Source organism: Pauljensenia sp. 27098_8_83 (genome assembly GCF_041432695.1).
Taxonomy (GTDB): domain Bacteria; phylum Actinomycetota; class Actinomycetes; order Actinomycetales; family Actinomycetaceae; genus Pauljensenia.
On record NZ_JAPWAD010000013.1, the window covers coordinates 22,696 to 45,037 of the forward strand.

Consider the following 22,342-nt stretch of genomic DNA (forward strand, 5'->3'; position numbering starts at 1 on the left):
CTAGTGCTTTCCTCGATACCGATGATGATACGAAACTTCATCTATGACGAAATCTTCCATTATTATCGCCCCGCCCGCAGACGCACCTCGCGAACAATCAGCGTCAACGCTGGCCCACATCATGCGTGGCGTCTGCGCAGTCCTACCCCTCGATTCCACAAACGCCAACCCATGGGACGTATGGGACGCCGTCGCTCGCGCACGCATACATGCCGTCGACACCTCCCACGAGCACTCTCCTGTCTTTGTCGGGCAAAGCTGCTTACGACTCCTAGGGATCCGTGGGTGGTCCCAAAACCCTCCCGTTACCATCTATCGGGAGAACCGGAGATGCACCTCGTCTCTCCCCTCTTGTAGTGTCGGCTCCACGACGGTTCCACCTACATCAGTTTCGTGTTCTCAGTTTCCACCTCTTTCGAAGGAACGTAGCAGGATCGAGGGCTTGGTCGTGGAACACCCCTACGATGCGCTCGTCCGTTGTGCGCTTCATGAGGAGCCGTTAGAGTCCTTCGTCCTTGGGTGTATGGCGCTCAACGTATGGAGTCAGTTCTCGATGTTTCATCAGGATGAGTGCCGCCCGCGAGCCGAGGAAATACGAGCTGAACTGCTCGCTCGACTCGATCGGGCAGGCCACGTGCGCGGTTACCGACGTGCTCGCGCGATCCTCAAGGCTATCGATCCGGGCTGCGCAAATCCAGCAGAAGCTGCGCTTCTGTGGCTGGTACTGTCCATCTGCCCCTTCGCGGTCAAAACACAGGTGCACATCGGGGTACACGGCCGCCACTACTACATCGACATACTGATTGAGGACTTGCACCTCATCATCGAATTCGATGGGGTTGCAAAGCTTGGTGAGACCCGAGTCGAGCTCGAACAAGCGAAGCGCGAATGGGTGTTGCGCGACGAAAACCTGCGGGATGCCGGGTGGAGGGTTATCCGAGTGAGTTGGCCCGACTACGACGATTGGGAACAACTGCGTATCAGGTTAAGCCGGGTCCTCGGGCCAATCAATCCTGCTCCCGAATGTCGTTTCCTCTGGAAGCTACCGACGCAACGTTGCGATGGCCCGTTACGGCGCTTTTACTCGCGAACCCGCGCCTAGGCCGCCGCTACACGGATAGGTTATGAACATCCGGATAGGTTACGAACATCCGGATAGGTTACGAACACGCGGATAGGTAACGAACATCCGGATAGGTTAATAACCTATCCAAATGCGCCGTTCCTATCCAGATGCGAGGGCACGAGTCCACCAACCACCAGGCCCACGTCGTCTCGCAAGCGGAAAAACAACTGGCCCTGCGTCTCCTCACGGACCCGCTCCTAGGCCGCCACAACGCGGATAGGTTACGAACATCCGGATAGGTTACGAACACGCGGATAGGTTATGAACATCCGGATAGGTTAATAACCTATCCGGATCCGCTGATCCTATCCAGATGCGCCGTTCCTATCCAGATGTGACGCCACAATCTCCCTGATTCTGGCCCTTCGGACGCCCCACGCGCTAGGTCGGGAGTGTGCACCACCGATCACCAGGTGCCCCGTGAATCGCTGCCTCGCAATGCGCCTGGCACCCAGCCCCGGCAGCACACCCCACACGTCACGCGCGCCCAGCACGCGGCGCGCACCTCGCACGGCCGCACCCGGCTCCTGTAAGCCGCGCATACAAAACGCGCCCGGACCATCCGGTCCGGGCGCGCAACGTATTCGGCTCAGGCGTTAGGACGCTTGCCGTGGTTCGCGCCGTGCTTACGACGATCGCGACGCTTACGACCCCGCTTCGACATGTCATTCTCCTTGGGTTTGTTGTCTAGACTGAAGCATTTTTGCACACATTGACCCAAACCACCAAGGCACAGGCGGTTCCCGGCGACGAAGGTCACCGAAAAACGGGGGGCTCACCGGGCCTCGTCGATGCACGAGTCGATGGACGTGCCGATACGCGGGTTGGCACGCGAATGGGCGCCGACGACGCGAGCGCGGGGAGCGAACGCGCGCGAGGCCGCGCTCAGCGCCAGGTGACGGACACGCTCGTGATGGAGGCGACGACGCGGGCGCGCAGCGCATCCGAGGCCTGTTCGGACTCGTAGCAGCCGCGCATGAGGGCGCGCACGTGGCGTTCGGCGTCCAGGGCGTCGGAGCAGTGCTCGCAGGTGGCGACGTGCTGGATCATGAGGGCGCGGGCGCGCGCGTCGGGGCCGGGCACGGACCCGGCGTCGATGAGGCCGCTGCGGCGGTCGCATTCCTCGCAGTCGATCAGTTCGTATAGGGCGTCGAGGACGTCCTGGCAGGTGACGCGCGTGTTCACTTGGCTCCTCCGATCCCGTATTCCGCGGCGACGTCGGCCAGCGCGGAGCGCAAGTTCTTGCGCGCCCGGTTCAGTCGGCTCATGACGGTCCCCATGGGAACTCCTAGTTCTTCGGCGATTTCCTTGTAGCTCATACCTTCAACGTCAGCCATGAGGACAACCATCCGGTGTTCCTCTGAGAGCGAATCGAGGGCCTCGCGCAGCTGCGTGGAGGGCAGCGCCTCGAGGGCTTCGACTTCGGCGGATTTGAGGCCGACCTCCGCGTGGGAGGCGGCGTCGGCGAGCTGCCAGTCCTCGACGGTGTCGCTGGAGGCGCGCTTGGGCGAACGCTGTTCCTTGCGGTACCCGGTGATGTAGGTGTTCGTCAGGATTCGATACAGCCAGGCTTTGATGTTGGTGCCGGGCTTGTACTGGTGGAACTTCTGGTAGGCCTTGAGGTACGTCTCCTGAACCAGATCCTCGGCGTCGGCTCGGTTGCGGGTCATACCCAGGGCCGCGCCGAAGAGTTGGTTCATGAGGGGCATCGCTTCGTCCATGAAGCGGGCCTCGAGCGCAGCACCATCCGTGGCGGACGAGGCCGGGGCGAGCTCGGGTGCCCGGAGCGTCGGTGAGGGGGTTGTCGTATCCATCGTCTCCCAGCGTAGTCGCGCGGTCGTGCGGCGCGACTGGGAGTGGGCGATGGGTGGTCATACTGAGGGCAACGCCTCAGATGCGCCTTTATTCCACAACCAACCACATCTGTGCGTTGCACCACTTTCACACCGTTGATTGGGAGCCTCAGGGCCGTTCGGCTTCCCCCAGGGACAAAGGTGTCGAACAATAGGGGTATGAATCTGCTGCGCGTTGTTGCCCGTCCCCTGCTCGCCGCCCCGTTCATCGCCGACGGGGTTGATGCCCTCATGCATCCGCGTTTCCACGTGGAGCGCGCCGCGGGCGTTCGTCCCCTCATCGATAAGGCGACCGACGCGGTTGGCCTGGAGCCGCTGACGGACCAGCAGCTGGCCGTCGCGACCCGCGTGACGGGAGCGGTCACGGTCGTCGCGGGTCTGCGTTTCGCGCTGGGGCGCAAGCCCCGCGTGGCCGCCTTGACTCTCGCCGCGATCGGTGCGCCGATGGCCCTTGTGAACGCTCCCCTGCCGGGCACGACGCGCGGCCTGTCGAAGGAGCAGATCAAGCGTCGCCGCTACCGCACGCTCAACAAGGCGGGTCTGGCCGCTGGCGTTCTTCTCGCGTCGACGGACCGCGTCGGCCAGCCTTCGGCTCTCGTTGCGCGTTCGATGCGCCGCGATCAGCGCCGCGCGATCGCCGCGGCTGAGGCCGCGGTCGTGGAGCGTCTGAGCGGCTCCGCTTCGTGAGCGCGCCCTGGCCCGCTCCCCTGGCCGCTTCTCCCGTGGATGCCACGGTCGAGGTGCCGGGGTCTAAGTCGATCACGGCGCGCGCCCTCTACCTGGCGGCCGTCGCCGACTCCCCCTCCATCATTCGGGGTGCCCTGGATGCGCGCGACACGCGCCTGTTCGCGGCCGCCCTGGAGCTGATGGGCGCTCGCGTCGAAGACGAGGGCGCGGGCACCCTGCGCGTCACCCCGATGGAGCTTCCGCCCCGAGGCGGTCGCATCGAGTGCGGGCTGGCCGGCACCGTCATGCGTTTCCTGCCGCCCCTCGCTGCCATCTCCCCCGAGGAAACGCTTTTTGATGGGGACGAGCAGGCCTACGCGCGCCCCCTCGGCCCGCTCCTGGACGCCCTGGTGCGCATGGGCGCGACCATCACCTATCACGGGGAGCGCGGGCACCTGCCTTTCACGATTCAGGGCCCGATCCACACGCCGCTGGGCGCGCAGGCGTGGGTGGACTCCTCGTCCTCCTCGCAGTTCCTCTCCGCGCTGCTTCTGGTCTCTCCCCTCGTGGGCGATCCCCTGTTCGTGTCGGCTCCGGGGCTCGTCCCGTCGATACCGCACGTGGAGATGACACTGGCGTCCCTCGCGGGTGCGGGCATCGACCTGGAGGTCGTGGACGAGGGCCGGGCCGACCTATCCACCTGGCACATCTTCCCGTCGCGCCCCCGCGGCGGCGAGATCACCGTCGAGCCCGACCTGTCCAACGCGGGCCCCTTCCTGGCCGCGGCGATGGTGACGGGTGGACGCGTGCGCATCCCGGCGTGGCCGGGGGCGACGACGCAGGCGGGCGACGCCTGGCGCGCGCTGCTGGGACACATGGGCGCGACCATCACGCTGGACGAGGAGGGCCTGACCTTGACGGGTCCGGGCACCGGAAACTACCCGGGCATCAAGGCCACGATGGCCGAGGTCGGCGAGCTCACCCCCACCCTGGCCGCGATCTGCGCCTACGCCTCGACTCCCTCGCACCTGAGCGGCATCGCCCACCTGCGCGGACACGAGACCGACCGCCTGGCGGCGCTGGTCGCCGAGATCAACCGCGCGGGCGGGCAGGCCGAAGAGACCGAGGACGGCCTGATTATCACGCCGCGCCCTCTCCACGCCGCGCAGATTCGCTCCTACGCGGATCACCGCATGGCAACCTTCGGCGCGATCCTGGGCCTCGTCACGCCCGGCATCACGGTCGACGACATCGCCTGCACCTCCAAGACGCTGCCGACCTTCGAGGCCATGTGGGCCGCGCTCGTGAGCGCTCACGGTCAGGAGAATGCTCAGGCTGGCCCGGCCTCGTCGATCGAGGAGGAGAAGTGATGGCCCGCCGCGACACCGGAACCGACGACCCGCGCGTGCGCGTGCGCGCCGGCAAGGGCTCGCGCCCCCGCACGAAGGACCGGCCCGACTGGTCCTCCAAGCCGCTGGGCCGCGTCGTCGGTATCGACCGCGGCCGCTACCAGGTGTGCCTGGAGGCGGACGGGACCCGCGTGGTCGCCGTGCGCGCCCGCGAGCTGGGGCGAGGCTCCGTCATCATGGGCGACCGCGTGCGCCTCACCGGCGACTTGTCCGGGCGCCCCGACACGCTCGCGCGCATCGTCGCCGTCGAGGAACGCTCCTCGGTACTGCGCCGTTCCCTGGAGGACGCGCCGGATCAGCGCGGTGAAAAGGCGATCGTCGCGAACGCGGACACGATGTGCATCGTCGTCGCGCTGGCGGATCCGCCCCCGCGCACCGGCATGATCGACCGCTGCCTGGTCGCCGCCTACGAGGCCGGTCTCTCTCCCGTCCTCGTGCTGACGAAGGCCGACCTGGCCAGCGCCGACGAGCTGATCGCCGCCTACGAGGACTTCGACGTGCGCGTCGTGCTCACGAGCGCCGAGGCCGGGGAGGCCGACCCGGGCGTCGCCGAGCTGCGGGCCCTCCTGACCGGCCATTGGTCGGTGCTGGTGGGGCACTCGGGGGTCGGAAAGTCCACGCTCATCAACCTCCTGGTGCCGGGCGCGGGCCGCGCGACGGGGCACGTCAACGAGGTGACGGGACGCGGGCGCCACACCTCCACGTCCTCGGAGGCCTTCGAGCTGGAGACGAGCGGCTGGATCGTGGATACGCCCGGCGTGCGTTCCTTCGGCCTGGGGCACGTGAGCGTCGCCGACGTGCTCGGCGTGTTCCCGGACGTCGCGGAGGCGGCCGCCTGGTGCCTGCCGCTGTGCTCGCACGGCGAGGAGGAGCCCTCGTGCGCACTTGACACTTACGCGCGCGCCACCGGTCCCTTCACCATCGACGAGGCCGGGGACGAGGACGCGGATCGGGTGCGGTCTGAGCGCGCGTCGCGCGTAGCGTCGGTGCGCAGGCTCCTCGAGGCCGTGGCGACGGCGGAGGCCGCCAGCAAGGCCGCACGGTAGACCGCAGACGAAGGTGGCACTCAGACACAAATGCGCGAATATGCGCCCCGAAAGTGCTTGACAGTGCCTCCACGGCGCGGATAATGAAAGTGTAGCGATGGTCGCTACACGTGATTACGAGGATGTGATTACCATGAAAATCGCCATCAAGGCTCTTGCTTCCTTCGCCTGCGCGGCACTCCTGTCGGCTGGCGCGGTTCTCCCCACACAAGCTGCCAGTCGGCTAACCGTTGCCCCGGCGGGCGAAACAGCGGTCGAGGAGACGGAATCCGCTGAGGCCGTCCCCGTTGCCGCCGTTGTCGCCGCTGCGATCGCTGCGATGAAGTTTGGATACGGTGCTGCGTCTGATGAGGGAGTCAACCAGGCCCTCACTGGCGGCCTGACATGGAGCGAGTGGCAGGGCCGTAAGGGCTGGGCCATCTTCAACGCAGCCAACGCTGTCGGTCTCCTTGGAACCGCCGGATACCTTGGTTTCCGCCAGGGGTTCACGCATGAGTGCTGGTCACACTACTACTGCTACGCGTACTAGCACCCAACCACTAACCCTATAACTCACAGGGAGGGACAAGACATGCAGCAGTCTCAACGAGCCCCGGTCGGCACAGCTGAGACCGTGCCGACCAGCGTAGACAGAGCGCTGCGCGGGGTGTTTGCCTTCGTATTCTTTGCGGTCACCATCGCATCCGTCGCGTTGTCCGTCGCCAGGTCAGGGAGGCCTTCACCCGAACTCACGACCGCCATGTGCGCGGCACTCGTCGCCTGGCAGATGCCGGTCTTGTCGCGTTCGTGCGCAAGAACAACTTCGGGGATATTCACTCGTGTCCTCGAATGGGCGGGAATCACCTTCGCGGCGATCTCGATAGTGGCGGCAACGGTGAGCGCGTTCACCGGCGATGGAGGTGGCTACGAACAGTTCGCGACACTATCGCGAATCGCGAATGGCGCCCTGCTCGGCACGCTCTGTTGCCTCATCGCGCTGCTCGTACTCAAGTACCGGAGCCAAGACACCAACAAGTAAGCAGCGACACGCCAGTAGCGCCCAGTTCTGATCTATCGTCGGAAGCTGTGCACAAAGCTAGGCGTCGCCAAGCGCGAGGGGGCCGCATCCAGCTTGCAGCATGGATGCGGCCCCCTCGCCGCGGGGTTTCCATGTCATCTTTTGCGATCGACGAGGCCGGGGACGAGGACGCAGATCAGGTGCGGTCCGAGCGCGCTTCCCGCGTGGCGTCGGTGCGCAGGCTTCTGGAGGCCGTGGCGACGGCGGAGGCTGCGAGCAAGGCAGCCCGGTAAAGAAAGTGGGCGCCGAAAGTGCTTGACAGCGCCCCCCCTGCGTGGACAATGAGAGTATAGCGATGGTCGCTATCTCTGATTCACAAGGTCGTGATCGCTATGTCCACCATTGAGCAGAACCTTATCGGCAACACTGCAGGGCTTTCGCGGGTCGACAAGGTCCTCCGCTACTTCTTCTTCGCGCTGTTGATCGGAGTGGTCGTCTATTCGATTGGCGGTACCTTCTTCGGGATAGACAATCGGCTGCGTGACTACGGGCTCGTCACTTGCTTGGCGTGCCTCGCTACTCAGGTACCAGGATATTCGCGCACGATTCCCGGCGTTCATCCTGTCCTTCGCGCCTGCGAGTGGGCGGTGATGGGTTGTTCCCTCGTATGCACCGCCGCTGTCATCGTCGGTGACGTCACGGACCACGGAGTCCGCCCCGAGCCCTACAACACGCCATCGAACGTCGCGATGGGTGCTGTGTTCGTTGCCCTCTGTTTATTCGTGGTGCTCTTCATCGCAAAGGACCGCGCTCGCAGGCGCGGGCTGATTCCCCCGGCCAGCTAAAGCCGGGGCATGGGCCGGTCGCCCGCGCGTCAAGCGCGCGGTCGCTCAGCGCTGGAAGCGGCGCACGAAGTTACGCAGGATGAGGCGCGAGGGATCCGTGTCCACGGTCGCGACCTGGGCACGGATCGCGTCGGCCTTCTCCACCGGGTAGTAGCGGCCCGCGTACTGGTCGATGCGCACGTTAACGCCGCCCAGGTCCATCTCGGGATGGAACTGAGTCGCCCACGCGGCCTCGCCGACGCGCACCATCTGGATCGGGGTGTCGTCCCCGGCCAGGAGGACCTGCATGCCGGGGGCAAGCTCGCGCACGGCCTCGTGGTGGCCGACGTAGGAGTGGAAGCGGTCGGGCGTGCCCTCCAGGAGCGGGTCGTCGCGGCCCGCGTCGGTCTTCGTCAGCGCGATACCGCTGATCTCCTCGCCGTGGTGGGTGTCGATGACGCCGCCAAGGTGCAGGGTGAGGGTGCCCAGCCCGTAGCACAGACCCAGGATCGGGAAGGATTCGCCCAGCGCCCGATCGTAGAAGGAGCGCAGCCAGGCCTCGGCGCGCACCTGGCGTTCTTCCTTCAGGTGGTCGTCGGCGTTCGCGTCCCACGGGGAGCCGCACACGAAGGCGCCCGAGTATTCGGACAGGTCGAGGTCGGGCAGTTCCCTTTCCATGCGCACCTGTCGCACCTGGTCGGGCCTCAGTCCCGAGAAGCGAGGCAGGTCGGCGCTCTCCGCGGCAAGGACGGGGCCGTCGTCGCGGGAGGTCAGCATGAGGAAGGGCTTGGTCATAGCTCCATGCTATCGACTACCTGCGCTCATGCAGAAGGTGTCCGCTCTCCAAGCGTGTGTGACGGACGCAGATGTGGGCGCCCTCTGTCACACTGGGAGCATGTTGATTCTGCACACCTCCGACTGGCACCTGGGGCGCACGCTGCACGGCGCGTCTTTGGGCGACAGCGCAGACGCGTTTATCGAGTGGCTGGTCGCCCTGGTGCGTGAGCGCGGCGTGGACGCCGTGCTCATCTCGGGCGACGTGTTTGACCGCGCGGTTCCGCCCGTGGATGCACTCGCGCGGATGCGGCGCGCACTGCGCGAGCTGACGGAGATCACGACGGTCATCCTGACGTCGGGGAACCACGATGGGGCGGCGCGCCTGGGCCTGTTCGCCGACATGCTCACCCCCTCGCTGCACGTGGTGACGGACCCCGAGGCGATCGGCACGCCCGTCGCGGCCGGGGGTGCTCTCGTGTACCCGATGCCCTACCTGGAACCCGACCTGGTGCGCCAGTCCCTGTCGGACCTGCCCCCTCAGGGGGATGCAGGGTTGCCCGCTCCCCTGCCCCGATCCCATCAGGCGGTTCTGGCGGCGGCGCTGCGCCGCGTGCGCGCGGACCTTGAGGCTCGGCGCGACGCGGGCGACGAACGCCCGGCCATCGCGATGCCGCACGCCTTCGTGACGGGGGCCCAGGCCTCGGACTCCGAGCGCGACATCCAGGTGGGCGGCGTGCCCTCCGTGTCGGCGGATCTGTTCGACACGCTCGGGGGCACCGATCCCCTGGCCCACGGCCTGGACTACGTGGCGGCCGGGCACCTGCACCGCCCGCAGAACGTCTCGGGCGCATCCGTCCCGATCCGCTACGCGGGCTCCCCCATCGCGTATTCCTTCTCCGAGGCCGGGGCCACCAAGTCGATCACCCTCGTGACCACGGACGCAACCTCGGTGACCGACATTGAGGTGGTGCCCATCCCGACGCTGCGGGGCATCGCCGTGCTCGAGGGAACCATGGAGGAGCTGCTCACGGATCCCGACGAGGCCGCCACGGCCTCGTACGTGTCGATCACGGTCACGGACGACGCGCGCCCCGAGCGCATGGTGCCCCGCATCCGCGAGGTCTACCCGCACGCCCTCGTCGTCGTGCACCGCCCCTCCCAGGCCCCCACGCTCGCACCTGCGATGACCGTGCGCGCCTCGCGGGATCCACGCGAGGTCACGGAGGAGTTTTACGAGGCCGTGAGCGGTCGGGCGCTGAGCGCGCGGGAGCGCGAGCTCGCACTGGACGTGTGGGCCGGGCTTCGAGGAAAGGACATGCAGTGAAGATTCGGTGGCTGCGCATCACGGGCATCGGCCCCTTCGCAGGGACACACACGGTCGACTTTTCGGCTTTCGAGGATTCGGGCCTGTTCCTCCTGGATGGCCCGACGGGCGCGGGAAAGTCCACGCTCATTGACGCGATCACCTTCGCCCTGTACGGGGACGTGGCGCGCACGAAGGACGCGTCGAAGGACCGCCTGCGCTCCAATCACATCTCGGATTCGGATCCGTCGGAGGCGGACCTGGTGTTCGAGGTGGCGACGGGCATCTACCGGGTGACGCGCACCCCCGCGTACACGCCGGCGGGTAAGAAGTCGCAGCGCAATTCGAAGTCGACGCTCACGCGGGTCGTGGAGGATCCGGACGCGCCGGACGGGTGGCGCACGGTGGAGCCGATCGCCTCGGGTCCGCGCGACGTGGGCTACGAGATTCCGCGTATCGTGGGCCTGGATAAGGACCAATTCCTGCAGACGATCGTGCTCCCGCAGGGCAAGTTCTCCCAGTTCCTCAACGCCACGTCGGATGCTCGCGAACAGATCCTGCGCGACATTTTCGACACGCAGATCTACGTGGACTTCACGAAGGCCCTCGTCGATGCGGCTGCCTCGTCGAAGCGCGGCATCGAGGAGCGGCGCGTGGCTGCCGTTAGCGCTTTCGAGCGCGTGCGGGCGTTGGATGACGCCCTGAGCGAAGACGCGCACACGGATGCATCCGGTGCCCAGGAGCGTGCAGCCGAGGCCGAGGAGGCCGACCAGCTGGACGCGGGTGCGGAAGATGCCAGCGCGGTGAGGCGATGGGCACAGGATGCGTGTGATCGCGCGCGAGAGGCGCACGCGCAGACCCTGCGTGTCGCCGAGGTGGCCACAGCGACCGCGCGGGAGGCTTCCCGCGCCCTGTCCGAGGGACGCGCCCTGGCTGAGGCCCAGGCCGAGCACACGCGCGTGAGCGCGAAACTCGCTGAGCTCACCGCAGCGGAGGAAGCGGTCGCATCCGACCGTCAGCGCGCGAGTCAAGCCCGCCGGGCCCTGGCCGTGGCGCCTTTCGACGCGGCCGTCACCGAGGCCTCGGCGCGCCTGGAGTCCGCCGGCGACCAGGTCGCTGCCCTCTCCCCCGCCCTCGGAGACGAGGCCTCGGTCGCCCCGGAATCCCTCACGCCCGAGGCCGTCTCTGCTCTCGGCGAGCGGGCACAGGCCCAGCGCGACGAAGCATCGCGAACGAGGGGTTCCCTGGAAGAGGCTCTCGCGGTTGAGCGCTCACTGCCTGACCTACGCGCGCAGATCGAGTCGCTGCGCTCCCGCCGCGAGCAGGCACTGGCGCGCATCGCGTCGATCGAGGCCGAGCGCGAGGCGTTGCCCGGGCGGATCGAGCAGGCCACCGAAGCCCTGCGCCTCATGCGGGCCGACGCCGACACTCTGCCCGAGGCCGCGTCCGCACTGCGCGCCATCAACGAGCGTCTGGATGCCTCCATGCAGGCGGACCTGCTGCGCTCGGCTCTCCTCGGCGCGTCGGACGAGCTGCGCGAGGCCACGGTCGCCGCGAAGCTCGCGAACGCCGCGGCGGCGGATGGCCACGACCTGTGGATCGCGCAGAGTGCCTCGGCGCTCGCGCGCGAGCTCGAGGAGGACACGCCCTGTCCCGTGTGTGGGTCGACGGAGCACCCCAGCCCGGCGCCTGCCGCCCACGGGGAGATCACGCGCGAGCAGGTCGCCGAGCTCGACCAGGCGCGCGACCGTGCGGAGAACGCGCTGCGCGACGCGCAGGCGCGCCACCAGGACCTCGTTCGCCGTATCGCCCAGCTCAACGAGGTGGCCGGCGCCCCCACTCCGACTCTCGAGACCGAGCGGGATCGGGCCGCCGATCTCGTGGCGAAGCTTGAGGCTCTCAGCCCGCAGATCACCGAGATCGAGGCGGTCCTCGCGCAGGAGCGCACCCGCCTCGACGGACTGACGGATGCTCTCGCGGGTGCCCGCGAGTCCGCCGCGTCCCTCGCGTCCACCCTTGAGGAGCGCGAATCTGCTCTGGCTGCGGCTGTGGCTCGCGTGGAGGCCGAGCGCGCCGACTTCGCCTCCCTCGACGCGCGCGCGGCGCACCTGGATCAGCACGCACACCGGGCGGCGGCTCTGGCCGGGGCCTGCGCTGAGTGGGAGAATGCGAGAGCGGCGCTGATCAAGGCGCAGAACTCCCTCGCGGAGGCGCTTGAGGAACAGGTGCTCGAATCCGATTCCTGGCGGTCCCTACTCCTCCCGCTTCCCGAGGTCGAGGTGCTTGAGGCGCGCGCGACTGCTCACGACAAGGAGCTGTTTGCGGCACGCGAGGCCCTCGCCTCCGAACGCCTGACCCACGCGGCAGCAGCGCCCGCACCGGACCTTGAGGCCCTCACCGAGGCCTCCCGCAAGGCAGATGAGGATACCGCTGCGGCCGCCCGGGCCTCGGGAATCCTCGAGCAGCACTGCGCGCAGCTGGAGGCTGCCCGTACGTCGCTCGAGGGGGCGTTGGATGCGCTCGCGCGCGCCCGCGAGCAGGCGGGTCCGATCCGGCGCCTGGCCGATATTGCGATGGCCTCCGGGCCAGAGAACCTGGCATCCACTCCCCTGTCGGCGTGGGTACTCATCGCGCGTCTGGAGGAGGTGCTGGCGGCCGCGAACCCGCGCCTGGCGGCGATCTCGTCGGGTCGCTACGAGCTCGCATCCGTCCCCGACGACGGCACGGCCTCACGCAAGTCTGGGCTGGGCCTGGCGATCATCGACCACAACACGGACGCGATGCGCAGCCCACGCACTCTGTCGGGCGGGGAAACGTTCTACACCTCCCTCGCGCTGGCTCTCGGCCTCGCGGACGTCGTCTCAGCAGAGGCCGGGGGCGTCGAGCTGCGCACGATGTTCATCGACGAGGGCTTCGGGTCGCTGGACTCGCACACGCTCAGCCTCGTGATGGCCCAGCTTCAGGCGCTGCGCAGTGCGGGGCGCACGGTCGGCGTGATCTCGCACGTCGAGGAGATGGCGACCCAGATTGCGGACCAGATCCAGGTGCGGCCGCTGCCGGAGGGAGGATCGACCCTGAGCGTGCGCGCCTAACGCTCAGCCCCTGTGCAGGGCCAGGACGGCGGGACGCTCGGAGCGGTCGAACCAGGCGAGGGAGGACTCCCACAGGGCGGCCACGGCCTCGTCGGCATCCTCCTGCGTCTCGGCGCTCAGGACGGCCTCCACGGCATGCGCGGCGTCTGGCAGGTCCGCGAGGATCGCTGCCACGTCCGACCAGGTGTATTCGAAGGCGGCGGCCTCGAAAATGTGAGGCTCGATCTGCTCGCCGGGGGTCAGCGTCGTGGAGGTCGGCGTGTCGACGGCCAGGACGACGCGCGCCGTGCCAGCGCCTTCCGTGTCTCGGGCCAGCGCGAGGGAGGACAGCGCGGCCTCGGTGATGGCGTCGTCCTCGAGGACCTCGACGTCCTCGCCGCTCATGGCAGCGTCGGGCACGCACAGCACGCCGCTGCGCACGGGCGGGAGCGGAACGGACAGGTCGGACAGGACGGCGGGAACGTAGACGCGCATGGTCACAGTGTAGGCACCCACTGGGCGACAATCGCCTCCAACTCGTCGGAGGCCTTGCAATGCGTGCCGCTTTCCCCCAGCGCCTTGCCGCGCAGGGCTGCCCGCGCGACGCCCGCATCTTCATCGACAACGTGGAAGACCTGTTCGGGCATGAAGGTGCCAATCGCGTCCTGGAGGGATGCGACGGGGTGCGCCCCGATCGCATCCGTACTGACGCGGTTAACAATCAGCGTGATCGGACAATCGCTGCCGTGCTCGTTCCACCAGCTGGCCAGGAAGGACAGTCGGTTGATGCCGACGATGTCCCCGCGCGCAACGATCACGAGCCGGTCGACGCGTTCCAGCACCCCAAGCGCGGCGTCGTCACGGCTGGCGCCTCGGCTGGATTTTTCGAGGGACGTGGAGGCGATGTCGACGACGCTGTAGCGGGCGCTTAGTCGTAGCGCTCCGATGATCGACTCAATACTGGTGCGGCTCACTTCGCGCCACCGGTGAGGAGTGACCAGGCCGGTGATGACGCGCAGTCCCTCGGATCGCTGAACGGCGGCGGACTGGACGTCCTGGGGCGTAAGCGGTCCACGGGAGGCGGTGCGCGCCAGGATGGACAGGCCCGAGGCCTGGACGGGCAATCCGAGAAGGTGCGCGATCGTCGGGTTGGCGGTGTCCGCGTCGACCAGGAGGGTCGGCGCAGTGCGCGCGAGGATCGTCGCGATACCCGCAGCGAGGGTCGTGCGCCCGGGAGCTCCGCTGGTCCCCCACACCGCGATGACCGTACCCGGAGACGAGGGCGGTGGGGGTGGCGGGGGCTGTTCATCCGCGATGGCGGGTTGGACACGAACGTTGCGTGTCGCCGCTATCAGCGAATTGACGACCTGTTCGGGACTGCCCGGAGCGGCGACCGAGGCAACGCCGATGGACACAAGCCTGGGCCTGAGCGCATGCGAGCCGAGAGCGACGACCGCCATGCCGCACGAGCGCAGCGCATCCACGGCCTCGGCAGTCAGGTCGGGGTCGGCACCATCGATGACTGCCAGATCCGCGATTCCCGCGCGGCCGGCGGCGATAACCTCAGCGAGGTCTGCGCAACGACGAACGATCGCAAGGGTCTCACCGTGGCGTTGTATTGCCTGGATGAGGGGCGCTTCGTATCGCTGCTGGGCGAGGATGACGACCCCGTGGACGGTACTCATGGCGCACCGACGGGCACGGCAGCGAGGCCATCCGTCGAGCTCTGGGCGGCGAGCAGGACGGGTAGCGAGGAGGAGTCTGCCAGGATCTCGATGCGCGCTCCCCTCCTCGTTTGGGACGAGGAGGAGGCCTCGATCGTACGCACGAACGTAAAGGACCCCTCAATTTCGTGCGCCTGCTCGGCCCCCTGGGACTGCGTGCGCGTTGGAACCGTCCACAGCTGGATCCTGGTGCCGTCGGCCACCCCGTCGGGTAGTCCGGTCGTCACCGTCACGGCGAGACGCACCGTCTGCCCCGCACCCTCCGATGCGGTCTGCGCGATATCGGAGCGCATGATGATCTGACCGGGGACGAGCTGGCGCGTCGCAACGGATCCCATGGGAGCCTCGGACGTGGGCGCATAGACGGAGCCATCCACGCGGAGGTCGGTTTCTCGCACGTTGTCGGCTGTGATGGCTTCACCGGGCGCAATCGTACTGGTCACGGTGTAGACGCGGGATCCACCCCGAAGGAAGCCGCTGAGGACGCTGAAAGCGATCACGGACGCGATGACGAGGACCACTCCGATAATGAATCGGCGGTCTATCTTGCCGGGGGCGCGCGCCGGAATCGACACTGAAGCTGAGACGCGTTTCACTCTTCTATGATGCACGTTCAACCGGAAAAGCGGTAGGTTGCCGACTATTCATCAGAATCAACCGATCTCATCGGTCATATGTCGGACAAAAAATTGCCGACTCAAACCAATCAAACGAAGCAATCTCAACTGATAACATGTTGCCATGGCAACACGATTCCTCACTCTCGCTGATGTCGCCGAGACCCTGAATCTCACGATGTCAGCTACCCGCGCCCTCGTTTCCTCCGGCGAACTCCCGGCCATCCAGGTCGGCGGTAAGCACGTATGGAGGATCGAAGAATCGGTCCTGGAGCAGTTCATCCAGGACCAATACGCCGCGACGCGCGAGCGTCAAAAGGCGGAAAACGCTCAGTAATCGGTCGACCATCGCTGGCCGAGCACGCGGAGTCGACGAAGCCCCGCAAGCGCTAGCGAGACGATCATTTCTTCCTGCTCATCGCGGCCGTCATAGCTGATGGCCGTTCCACTGAGGGCGACATCGACGTGGTCCGCATAGACCGCGTCGATGACTCCCCTGTGGTCTCCTCCATCGGATTCGATGGCGACGCCGACGCCCCGCGCACTCAGCTCGCGCAAAACGTGTCCCACGCCGACCCCACCCCTGATCGACGACTCACGCGCGACGCTTCGTCCGAGCGGCCAGGCACCGACGACGGCGGACAGCATGACGAGGCTATCGCCACCTTCGCCACGCAGGAGCACCCACGTGCGAGTCGAGTCAAGAACCTGTCCCGACACCACGTGCCCGCCACGCAGCGCGAGGGTAACGATGCCCACCGCGCCAGCGAGTCGAGCCGAGAGGGTGACGGACGCGCGCTCCGCGTCCGTCAGCTCATCGATAAGCTCTTCCAGATCACGCTCGCGTTCCTCGTCGAAGCGCGCCTCCAGCTCGGCCATGAATGCTGACATATCCATGCCCCAACGATGCCACACCCACAAAGAAAGCGCTGTGCATCACACTTTTATCTCATTTTAATAAACGTATTGACATCAACTGATAAAAAGCGGATAGTTATTCGCATCGAATCCATCTCACTCGATGAAGAGTCCACCATGATTGATGATTCACCTACCCCTCACGGGCAGGAACACCTGTCTGACGCTTGTCTCTGGTTAGTCGGCGCTCCACTCACCGTCCTCGACACCCTGTACCTGACCAGACTCGCACCGCCCATTGACGCGGAGCACCCCGAAACGCTCATCGTGTGGGCGCTGGGGGTGGCCGCACTCCTCCTGCTGTCGTGGAGCCTTCTCAGCTCCGCATGCGCCCACCTTGTCCTCCTGCGCGCTACCCCTCCCATTCTGCGCCGCATCGCACGCGCGCTCGTCTCGCGCTACGGCACCAAACTCTCGCGAACGCTGCTCGCCCGCGCCGGTGCCGGGGCACTCATTGGCTCTGCGCTGGTGACCGGCGCTCCGGTGGCGCCGACGCATGCGACGCCGCAGGACCTCACCATCCCAGGGGTCTCGCTCACGTGGGCAGATAGCCCACGCACCACACAGGAACCAACGCAGACAGACCCAGCCAGCTTGCCCACTCCCGAACCTACGCAGGACGCTCCTTCCGCGCCCACGTCCGCCGCGCCCGAATCGTTCACGGTCGCCCCCGGCGATTCCCTCTGGTCGATTGCCGCATCCCTGCGCCCCGGCGCAGACGATGCTTCCATCGATGCGGCGTGGCGCGCGATCTACGAGGCGAACGCGGGCACTCTCCCGGATCCGAACCTTATCCACCCCGGACAGAAACTCACCCTTCCCCAGGACCTACCATGAGCACGCAAATCGCACCACGGCCTCGTACGGCCGAAACACCCCGGCGTCGCGTGAGCACGAGGCCTACGCCCTCCCGCCCACTCCAGCCAGCCCCCTTCCGCTGGAGTCGGGACGAGGCACTCCCCCACGGCACTTCCCCCTCCGGCGCATCCGCGAACACCCTTCACCCAGGACCGCATGCCCTTCCCGATCCCGACCAGTGGGCTGCAACGCTCGCACGCGCGGTCGTCGAAGTCGTCACGGGAGCACGCCAGGCACCGCAGCTGCGACGCTGGCTCCTGCCCGAGCTCTATGGGGCGCTGGCATCCGTGCACCTGTCCCCCTGCGCACGCGGCACACGTCCCGTCCACGTGCGCACCTGTCCGATCGACGCGGTCACCACCGAGGCGGCCGTCATTATTGCTACCGCCGCCCGCACGTACGCTCTCGCCCTGCGCCTGGAGGAGTACCACGGACGCTGGATGATGACGGCGCTGGAGCTCGCCTAACCCACCAACGAGGCCCGCCCGCGGGTAGCGCAAACGGGTGAGAGGCTCCCGAAAGAACCCCTCACCCGTATCAGCTAGCAATCAGCGGCGGCGACGCTTCTTAGCGGCCGCGCGACGCTCGGCGCGGTTACCGCCGGACGATGGCGCACCCGACTCGATGCCTTCGGCGGAGCTGTAGTTCACGCGGCTCGGTGCCTTCTCCCGGCCCACGTTGCCCATCACCGAGCGGGCGCGAGCCACGGCCTCGCGCGCAGCCTCGGAGGACGCGGACTCGGCGGCCGCCACATCTTCGATGCTCGGCTCGGACGGCGCAGGCGAGGCGGGGGCGGACTCGGACGCGACGGACGCGACGGACGCGGAAGCGATCGAGCCGCCGGCCTGTTCCTCGGCGGAGGCCAGGGCACGCTCGAACTGCTTGGCGTAGGAGAACACCTGCTGGACGGACTCCTCGCGGATGCGCTCGACCATCGCCTGGAACATCTGAGCACCCTCGTCCTTGTACTCGACGAGCGGGTCACGCTGACCCATGGCACGCAGGCCAATGCCTTCCTTCAGGTAATCCATCTCGTAGAGGTGCTCGCGCCACAGGCGGTCCACTACGGAGATGACGACGCGGCGCTCGAGGGTGCGCATGGGCTCCTCGCCCAGCTGTGCCTGCGCCAGCGGGTTCGCGTTCAGGCGATCCTCGGTGTCCGCGTAGACGGCGTGGATGTCGCCGACCAGCTCGGTCACCAGGTCATCGCGAATGAGGGACGCGGCGCCGCCGTGTTCCTCCAGGACCTCGTCGATCGTGACCGACGGCGGGTAGTAGCCGCGCAGGTTCTCCCACAGGGAGGGCAGATCCCACTCATCCACGGCCTTGTCGGCGATCGCCTCGTCGACCAGGCCGGTGACGAGGGACTCCATGAAGGCGCGCAGCTGCGGGCCCATGTCCTCGCCCTCGAGCACCTTGCGGCGCTCACCATAAATGGTCTCGCGCTGACCCGTCATGACGTCGTCGTACTTCAGGACGTTCTTACGGATCTCGAAGTTGCGGGCCTCCACCTGGTGCTGGGCCGACGCAATCGAGCGCGACACCATGCGGTTTTCCAGCGGCATATCCTCCGGGTAGGCACCCGAGGCCATGATGCGCTGGGCCATGCCCGAGTTGAACAGGCGCATCAGGTCGTCTTCCATCGACAGGTAGAAGCGGGACTCGCCCGGGTCACCCTGACGACCGGAGCGTCCGCGCAGCTGGTTGTCGATACGACGCGACTCGTGGCGCTCCGAACCGAGCACGTACAGGCCGCCCAGCTCGCGCACCTCCTCACGCTCGGCCTCGACGGCCTCTTCCGCGGCCTCCAGGGCCTTGGGCCACGCCTCGCGATACTCCTCCGGGTTCTCCTTCGGATCGAGGCCCTCGGCGGCCAGGTTCGCCTGCGCGAGGAACTCCGAGTTGCCGCCCAGCATGATGTCGGTACCACGGCCGGCCATGTTCGTAGCCACCGTGACCGCACCCTTGCGACCGGCCATCGCGACGATGGCGGCTTCGCGGGCGTGCTGCTTGGCGTTGAGCACCTGGTGCGGAATGTGCTTCTTCTTGAGCATCTGGGAGAGCAGCTCGGACTTTTCGACCGAGGCGGTACCGATGAGGACGGGCTGGCCGGCCTCGTGACGCTCGACGACGTCCTCGATGATCGCGTTCAGCTTGCCCTTCTCCGTCGGGTAGACGAGGTCGGGCTGGTCCTTGCGGATCATCGGCTTGTTCGTGGGGATCGGGATGACGTCGATCTTGTAGGTCGACGCGAACTCGGCGGCCTCGGTCTCGGCCGTACCCGTCATGCCCGAACGCGAACCCTCGGGGTAGAGACGGAAGTAGTTCTGCAGCGTGATCGTGGCCAGTGTCTGGTTCTCGGCCTTGATTTCCACGCCTTCCTTGGCTTCGATCGCCTGGTGCATGCCGTCGTTGTAGCGGCGGCCGGGCAGGACGCGGCCCGTGTGCTCGTCGACGATGAGGACCTCGCCGCCATCCACGATGTAGTCGCGGTCCTTGAAGAACAGCTCCTTGGCGCGGATCGCGTTGTTGAGGAAGCCAATCAGCGGGGTGTTCGCGGCCTCGTAGAGGTTCTCCACGCCCAGCTGGTCCTCGACCTTGTCGATGCCCGGCTCGAGGATGCCGACGGTCTTCTTCTTCTCGTCGACCTCGTAGTCCTCGTCGCGCGTGAGCAGGCGCGCGATGCGGGCGAACTCCACGTACCAGCGGTTCAGATCGCCGTCCGCGGGGCCCGAAATGATCAGGGGGGTACGGGCCTCGTCAATAAGAATCGAGTCAACCTCGTCGACGATGACGAAGGCGTGGCCGCGCTGAACCATATCCTCGGGCACCTGCGCCATGTTGTCGCGCAGGTAGTCGAAGCCGAACTCGTTGTTCGTGCCGTAAGTGATGTCGCAGGCGTACATCTCGCGACGCTCTGCCGGCGTCTGGCCCACGAGGATACAACCGCACGTCATGCCCAGGAAGTTGTACACGCGGCTCATCAGGTCCGACTGGTACTTCGCCAGGTAGTCGTTGACCGTCACGACGTGCACGCCCTTGCCGGTCAGCGCGCGCAGGTAGGAGGGCATCGTGGCGACCAGGGTCTTACCTTCACCGGTCTTCATTTCCGCGATCTTGCCCTGGTGCAGGGCGATACCGCCCATGACCTGCACGTGGAAGGGACGCATGCGCAGGATTCGCCACGAGGCCTCACGCACCGTCGCGAACGCCTCCACCAGGATGTCGTCCAGGGTCTCGCCCTCTTCGAGGCGATCCTTGAACTCCTGGGTCTTGGCCTGCAGCTCCTCGTCGGTCAGAGCCTCAAAATCCTCCTGCAAGGCATCAACCTGCGACGCAAGCCGATCCAGCTTGCGCAGCATACGCCCTTCGCCAGCGCGAAGGATCTTGTCAATAATCGACACGAATAGCTCCTGACGTTCCTCGCCCGCCCCCTTGTAGAGCGGACAGTCAAATCCACCCATTAGTTTACGAACTAACCGCCCAAAGTGGAAACGCCCGCGCGAACATGGACGCATTTAACGCTAACAGCGCACACAGGGGCGCCCCGGGCCTCGTGCCCGGGGCACCCCGCGGTCCTTCAACCGTCAGATTGTCGTGTTCAAGCGAAGCACACCATACGTCCACCCGTGACGGTGGTAGACGACGCACGGCTGGTTCGTCTCCTTATCGACGAAGAGGAAGAATGGGTGACCGACCATCATCATCTGGTCCAGGGCCTCATCCACGCTCATCGGCGGGGCCTCATGCACCTTCTGACGGACAATGATCGGGGTGTCACCCCACTGCTCTTCGCGGGCCTCTCCAACCTTCAGATCCTCAGCGCTGCGCAGCGGCTTGGGAGCCTCGGGTTCGACGACGGCAACCTCTTCGACGACGGGAGCTTCGAGGATTTCGGCTTCGACCAGGTCACGCGGGTACCTGCGGCGGTGGTCCTTCACGCGATCGCGCAGGCGGCGCAGGCGCTCGTAGAGCTTGCCGGCGGCGATGTCGACGGCCGCGTAGCGATCGGCGGACTGAGCCTCAGCGCGGATGATCGGGCCCTTACCGTAAACGGTCAGCTCGATGCGCTCGGCAGTGTCGGCCTGGCGGGGGTTACGTTCGTGAGTCAGCTCCACGTCGACGCGCTGAGCGCGGGGGTAGAACTGAGTGATCTTCGAAACCTTCTCCTCCACGTAAGCCCGGAAATTCGGGTGAATCTCGGCATTACGTGCGACGACGGTGATGTCCATGTGTTTCCTCCATGGTGTGCGGCGGGCATCATTGCCCGCGGGTGGGGATTGTTCGGTGCTCACTGCCCGAACCGTGGTCTGAGCTATCACCTCCCGCATTGACGTGAGGAGCGTCCCTGCTGCCCACGCTATCGAAAGTCCGTAGTCACATCATACCCCAGCCGGTGACCTGCGTCATGAGATAAGCCCGGGTCGGCACAGCGCCACAACCGCGGCGAGCCCACCCAGCACACGCTCCATTTCCCGGATCGTCGCCCCCGTCGTCACCACGTCATCCACCGCCACAACAAGAACTCCGCGAGGAGGCACCGCGAGCGCCCGCATCGCCCCCATGCGCCCCACCGTGCGCTGCGCCCCCGCCTTGCCCGACTGGGACGAGGCACCCACGCGCAGTCGCACCGCATCCACCACCCGCACGCGCACTCCTGGCCGCGCGCTCGCCGCCAGAACCCGCGCAACCGCGCACGCCAGTGGCATCGCCACCTGACGACCCCGCAGGCGCCTCTTCCACGAGGAGGGCGCGGGCACCACCCACACGTCCACCGCTCCCCCGCCCACCGGCGCCCACCCCTGACGGGAACCCCCAGCGCCAGCAGGCGACCCAGCCACGCCCAGCACCCGGGCCAGGGAGGCGCCGAGGCGGGCCCCGGCCTCGTCGAGAAAACCGGTCACGTCCGTGCGCGCGGAATGCTTGGCGGTCAGGACGATGCGCCGCAGGGGACCCGCGTAATCCCCCATGGCCAGAGCGGGTATGTCGCCGCGCGCGCCCTCGATGAGCGTCGGGGTCGGCTCGACCTGGGCGAGACGCCGACATGAGGGGCACAGGACCTCGTCCCAGGCGCGACATCCCGCGCATTGCACGGGAAGGATCGCCCCGATCAATCCCCGCGCAAGAGTGCGATGACCGCGCGCACCCACCAC

The 22,342-nt window shown here is 66.9% G+C and carries 24 protein-coding genes; 12 read left to right on the forward strand and 12 right to left on the reverse strand.

Annotated features, from left to right (window positions below; translation table 11 throughout):
* Positions 1 to 448: 448 nt before the first annotated feature.
* Positions 449 to 1,102 (forward strand): putative endonuclease domain-containing protein, encoded by a 654-nt coding sequence (locus O3656_RS06165; RefSeq protein WP_500063112.1) that lies wholly within the window; start codon positions 449 to 451, stop codon positions 1,100 to 1,102.
* A gap of 613 nt (positions 1,103 to 1,715) precedes the next feature.
* On the opposite strand, the gene O3656_RS06170 is transcribed toward O3656_RS06165, so the two are convergent.
* The 3 genes from O3656_RS06170 to O3656_RS06180 all read right to left on the reverse strand — a co-directional run bounded on the left by O3656_RS06170 (position 1,716) and on the right by O3656_RS06180 (position 2,940).
* A complete protein-coding gene (locus O3656_RS06170) occupies positions 1,716 to 1,790 on the reverse strand; it encodes a 50S ribosomal protein bL37 (protein ID WP_106406425.1) in 75 nt (24 codons plus the stop codon).
* Positions 1,791 to 2,011: 221 nt separating this feature from the next.
* Positions 2,012 to 2,311: an anti-sigma factor gene (locus O3656_RS06175; protein WP_500063113.1), complete on the reverse strand. Its 300-nt coding sequence runs from the start codon at positions 2,309 to 2,311 to the stop codon at positions 2,012 to 2,014.
* Positions 2,308 to 2,940, reverse strand: a complete 633-nt coding sequence (locus O3656_RS06180) for a sigma-70 family RNA polymerase sigma factor (protein WP_500063114.1) — start codon at positions 2,938 to 2,940, stop codon at positions 2,308 to 2,310. Before O3656_RS06180 ends, O3656_RS06175 begins: the two co-directional genes overlap by 4 nt.
* Positions 2,941 to 3,138: 198 nt before the next feature.
* Between O3656_RS06180 and O3656_RS06185 the strand changes: the two genes are divergently transcribed.
* From O3656_RS06185 to O3656_RS06200, 4 genes are all read left to right on the forward strand, one after another.
* The gene (locus O3656_RS06185) at positions 3,139 to 3,666 is read left to right on the forward strand and encodes a DoxX family membrane protein (protein ID WP_016461357.1); all 528 of its coding nucleotides are present in this window, start codon (positions 3,139 to 3,141) and stop codon (positions 3,664 to 3,666) included.
* Positions 3,663 to 5,015 carry a 3-phosphoshikimate 1-carboxyvinyltransferase gene (aroA, locus tag O3656_RS06190; RefSeq protein WP_500063115.1) on the forward strand — a complete coding sequence of 451 codons (1,353 nt, stop codon included), beginning with the start codon at positions 3,663 to 3,665 and terminating at the stop codon, positions 5,013 to 5,015. The genes O3656_RS06185 and aroA overlap by 4 nt, the downstream gene beginning before the upstream one ends.
* The gene (gene rsgA, locus O3656_RS06195; protein ID WP_500063116.1) at positions 5,015 to 6,100 is read left to right on the forward strand and encodes a ribosome small subunit-dependent GTPase A; all 1,086 of its coding nucleotides are present in this window, start codon (positions 5,015 to 5,017) and stop codon (positions 6,098 to 6,100) included. Before aroA ends, rsgA begins: the two co-directional genes overlap by 1 nt.
* 133 nt (positions 6,101 to 6,233) lie before the next feature.
* Entirely contained in the window at positions 6,234 to 6,629 is a 396-nt protein-coding gene (locus O3656_RS06200) for a hypothetical protein (protein WP_500063117.1), read from the forward strand.
* A gap of 53 nt (positions 6,630 to 6,682) precedes the next feature.
* On the opposite strand, the gene O3656_RS06205 is transcribed toward O3656_RS06200, so the two are convergent.
* A complete protein-coding gene (locus O3656_RS06205; RefSeq protein ID WP_500063118.1) occupies positions 6,683 to 6,916 on the reverse strand; it encodes a hypothetical protein in 234 nt (77 codons plus the stop codon).
* A 333-nt stretch (positions 6,917 to 7,249) separates the two neighbouring features.
* On the opposite strand from O3656_RS06205, the gene O3656_RS06210 reads away from it, so the two are divergent.
* Both O3656_RS06210 and O3656_RS06215 read left to right on the forward strand, forming a co-directional pair.
* Complete coding sequence (locus O3656_RS06210) at positions 7,250 to 7,390, forward strand: hypothetical protein (protein ID WP_500063119.1); 141 nt, start codon at positions 7,250 to 7,252, stop codon at positions 7,388 to 7,390.
* A gap of 99 nt (positions 7,391 to 7,489) precedes the next feature.
* Positions 7,490 to 7,942: a hypothetical protein gene (locus tag O3656_RS06215; protein ID WP_500063120.1), complete on the forward strand. Its 453-nt coding sequence runs from the start codon at positions 7,490 to 7,492 to the stop codon at positions 7,940 to 7,942.
* Positions 7,943 to 7,987: 45 nt separating this feature from the next.
* On the opposite strand, the gene O3656_RS06220 is transcribed toward O3656_RS06215, so the two are convergent.
* Entirely contained in the window at positions 7,988 to 8,716 is a 729-nt protein-coding gene (locus tag O3656_RS06220) for a glutamine amidotransferase-related protein (RefSeq protein ID WP_500063121.1), read from the reverse strand.
* 100 nt (positions 8,717 to 8,816) lie between these two features.
* Between O3656_RS06220 and O3656_RS06225 the strand changes: the two genes are divergently transcribed.
* Together O3656_RS06225 and O3656_RS06230 are read left to right on the forward strand one after the other, a co-directional pair.
* Complete coding sequence (locus O3656_RS06225) at positions 8,817 to 10,022, forward strand: exonuclease SbcCD subunit D (protein ID WP_500063122.1); 1,206 nt, start codon at positions 8,817 to 8,819, stop codon at positions 10,020 to 10,022.
* Positions 10,019 to 13,093 (forward strand): AAA family ATPase, encoded by a 3,075-nt coding sequence (locus O3656_RS06230; RefSeq protein WP_500063123.1) that lies wholly within the window; start codon positions 10,019 to 10,021, stop codon positions 13,091 to 13,093. The genes O3656_RS06225 and O3656_RS06230 overlap by 4 nt, the downstream gene beginning before the upstream one ends.
* A 3-nt stretch (positions 13,094 to 13,096) precedes the next feature.
* Here O3656_RS06230 and O3656_RS06235 read toward each other — a convergent pair whose 3' ends face one another.
* Genes O3656_RS06235 through O3656_RS06245 form a run of 3 tightly spaced genes read right to left on the reverse strand, consistent with a single transcriptional unit; the run spans position 13,097 to position 15,392 of the window.
* The gene (locus O3656_RS06235; protein WP_500063124.1) at positions 13,097 to 13,567 is read right to left on the reverse strand and encodes a DUF6912 family protein; all 471 of its coding nucleotides are present in this window, start codon (positions 13,565 to 13,567) and stop codon (positions 13,097 to 13,099) included.
* A 2-nt stretch (positions 13,568 to 13,569) separates the two neighbouring features.
* Positions 13,570 to 14,757, reverse strand: a complete 1,188-nt coding sequence (locus O3656_RS06240; protein WP_500063125.1) for a CpaE/TadZ family protein — start codon at positions 14,755 to 14,757, stop codon at positions 13,570 to 13,572.
* Entirely contained in the window at positions 14,754 to 15,392 is a 639-nt protein-coding gene (locus O3656_RS06245; protein ID WP_500063126.1) for an SAF domain-containing protein, read from the reverse strand. Before O3656_RS06245 ends, O3656_RS06240 begins: the two co-directional genes overlap by 4 nt.
* A gap of 145 nt (positions 15,393 to 15,537) precedes the next feature.
* Here O3656_RS06245 and O3656_RS06250 point away from each other — a divergent pair, with 145 nt between their 5' ends.
* Entirely contained in the window at positions 15,538 to 15,750 is a 213-nt protein-coding gene (locus O3656_RS06250; RefSeq protein WP_500063127.1) for a helix-turn-helix domain-containing protein, read from the forward strand.
* On the opposite strand, the gene O3656_RS06255 is transcribed toward O3656_RS06250, so the two are convergent.
* The gene (locus O3656_RS06255; RefSeq protein ID WP_500063128.1) at positions 15,744 to 16,310 is read right to left on the reverse strand and encodes a hypothetical protein; all 567 of its coding nucleotides are present in this window, start codon (positions 16,308 to 16,310) and stop codon (positions 15,744 to 15,746) included. The two genes, O3656_RS06250 and O3656_RS06255, sit on opposite strands and share 7 nt — an antisense overlap.
* A gap of 138 nt (positions 16,311 to 16,448) precedes the next feature.
* Here O3656_RS06255 and O3656_RS06260 point away from each other — a divergent pair, with 138 nt between their 5' ends.
* Complete coding sequence (locus O3656_RS06260) at positions 16,449 to 17,168, forward strand: LysM peptidoglycan-binding domain-containing protein (protein WP_500063129.1); 720 nt, start codon at positions 16,449 to 16,451, stop codon at positions 17,166 to 17,168.
* Complete coding sequence (locus tag O3656_RS06265) at positions 17,165 to 17,656, forward strand: Rv3235 family protein (RefSeq protein WP_500063130.1); 492 nt, start codon at positions 17,165 to 17,167, stop codon at positions 17,654 to 17,656. The genes O3656_RS06260 and O3656_RS06265 overlap by 4 nt, the downstream gene beginning before the upstream one ends.
* A gap of 81 nt (positions 17,657 to 17,737) precedes the next feature.
* Here the strand turns inward: O3656_RS06265 and secA are convergent, their stop codons facing one another.
* The 3 genes from secA to O3656_RS06280 form a co-directional block, all read right to left on the reverse strand.
* Positions 17,738 to 20,593 carry a preprotein translocase subunit SecA gene (secA, locus tag O3656_RS06270; protein WP_500063131.1) on the reverse strand — a complete coding sequence of 952 codons (2,856 nt, stop codon included), beginning with the start codon at positions 20,591 to 20,593 and terminating at the stop codon, positions 17,738 to 17,740.
* A 183-nt stretch (positions 20,594 to 20,776) separates the two neighbouring features.
* Complete coding sequence (hpf, locus tag O3656_RS06275) at positions 20,777 to 21,421, reverse strand: ribosome hibernation-promoting factor, HPF/YfiA family (RefSeq protein ID WP_500063132.1); 645 nt, start codon at positions 21,419 to 21,421, stop codon at positions 20,777 to 20,779.
* 174 nt (positions 21,422 to 21,595) lie between these two features.
* Positions 21,596 to 22,342, reverse strand: coding sequence for a ComF family protein (locus tag O3656_RS06280; RefSeq protein ID WP_500063133.1), 747 nt, complete (start codon positions 22,340 to 22,342; stop codon positions 21,596 to 21,598).

What these genes read in the sequence shown, in the direction of transcription:
- O3656_RS06180 (WP_500063114.1), bottom strand. Translation starts at nt 2,940, where the DNA reads ATGGATACGACAACCCCCTCACCGACGCTCCGGGCACCCGAGCTCGCC.
- O3656_RS06185 (WP_016461357.1), top strand. Translation starts at nt 3,139, where the DNA reads ATGAATCTGCTGCGCGTTGTTGCCCGTCCCCTGCTCGCCGCCCCGTTC.
- rsgA (WP_500063116.1), top strand. Translation starts at nt 5,015, where the DNA reads ATGGCCCGCCGCGACACCGGAACCGACGACCCGCGCGTGCGCGTGCGC.
- O3656_RS06200 (WP_500063117.1), top strand. Translation starts at nt 6,234, where the DNA reads ATGAAAATCGCCATCAAGGCTCTTGCTTCCTTCGCCTGCGCGGCACTC.
- O3656_RS06210 (WP_500063119.1), top strand. Translation starts at nt 7,250, where the DNA reads ATGTCATCTTTTGCGATCGACGAGGCCGGGGACGAGGACGCAGATCAG.
- O3656_RS06215 (WP_500063120.1), top strand. Translation starts at nt 7,490, where the DNA reads ATGTCCACCATTGAGCAGAACCTTATCGGCAACACTGCAGGGCTTTCG.
- O3656_RS06220 (WP_500063121.1), bottom strand. Translation starts at nt 8,716, where the DNA reads ATGACCAAGCCCTTCCTCATGCTGACCTCCCGCGACGACGGCCCCGTC.
- O3656_RS06225 (WP_500063122.1), top strand. Translation starts at nt 8,817, where the DNA reads ATGTTGATTCTGCACACCTCCGACTGGCACCTGGGGCGCACGCTGCAC.
- O3656_RS06235 (WP_500063124.1), bottom strand. Translation starts at nt 13,567, where the DNA reads ATGCGCGTCTACGTTCCCGCCGTCCTGTCCGACCTGTCCGTTCCGCTC.
- O3656_RS06240 (WP_500063125.1), bottom strand. Translation starts at nt 14,757, where the DNA reads ATGAGTACCGTCCACGGGGTCGTCATCCTCGCCCAGCAGCGATACGAA.
- O3656_RS06250 (WP_500063127.1), top strand. Translation starts at nt 15,538, where the DNA reads ATGGCAACACGATTCCTCACTCTCGCTGATGTCGCCGAGACCCTGAAT.
- O3656_RS06255 (WP_500063128.1), bottom strand. Translation starts at nt 16,310, where the DNA reads ATGGATATGTCAGCATTCATGGCCGAGCTGGAGGCGCGCTTCGACGAG.
- O3656_RS06260 (WP_500063129.1), top strand. Translation starts at nt 16,449, where the DNA reads ATGATTGATGATTCACCTACCCCTCACGGGCAGGAACACCTGTCTGAC.
- O3656_RS06265 (WP_500063130.1), top strand. Translation starts at nt 17,165, where the DNA reads ATGAGCACGCAAATCGCACCACGGCCTCGTACGGCCGAAACACCCCGG.
- hpf (WP_500063132.1), bottom strand. Translation starts at nt 21,421, where the DNA reads ATGGACATCACCGTCGTCGCACGTAATGCCGAGATTCACCCGAATTTC.